The sequence below is a fragment of the Candidatus Symbiopectobacterium sp. NZEC135 genome (assembly GCF_025962695.1).
Map to the genome: position 1 here is coordinate 1 of NZ_JAGFPF010001558.1, position 509 is coordinate 509.

Sequence of the window (509 nt, forward strand, 5' to 3'; positions counted from 1 at the left end):
CTCCTTCGATCCGCATAACCGCCTCAATCCCGGCAAGATTTGCGCGCCATTGGCCGTCGATGCGCCGATGATGCGTATTGATGGCGAGAAGCGTGGCACCTTCGATCGCCGCATTCCGCTGGCGGTACGTACGTCGTTCCGTGGTGCGATGGAGTGCAACGGCAACGGTCTGTGCTTCAACTTTGACGTGAACAGCCCGATGTGTCCTTCCATGAAGATCACCGGCAACCGTATTCATTCGCCGAAAGGGCGAGCGACGCTGGTGCGCGAATGGCTGCGCTTGCTTGCCGAACAGGGCGTCGATCCGGTGACGCTGGAGCAGTCGTTGGCCGAGCGGGGACCAAGCTTGCGTGGCTTGATTGAAAAGACGCGTAACAGCTGGCGCGCGCACCAGGGCGAGTATGACTTCTCTCACGAAGTTAAAGCGTCCATGTCCGGGTGTCTGGCCTGTAAAGCCTGTTCAACCCAATGCCCGATCAAGATAGATGTGCCGGGATTCCGCGCGCGTT

At 59.3% G+C, this 509-nt stretch carries 1 protein-coding gene; it reads left to right on the top strand.

Translation table 11 applies throughout. From position 1 onward, the window contains the following. Nucleotides 1-509 (top strand): (Fe-S)-binding protein (locus J5224_RS35355; protein WP_264629430.1); only part of this gene is annotated, 509 nt, incomplete at both ends.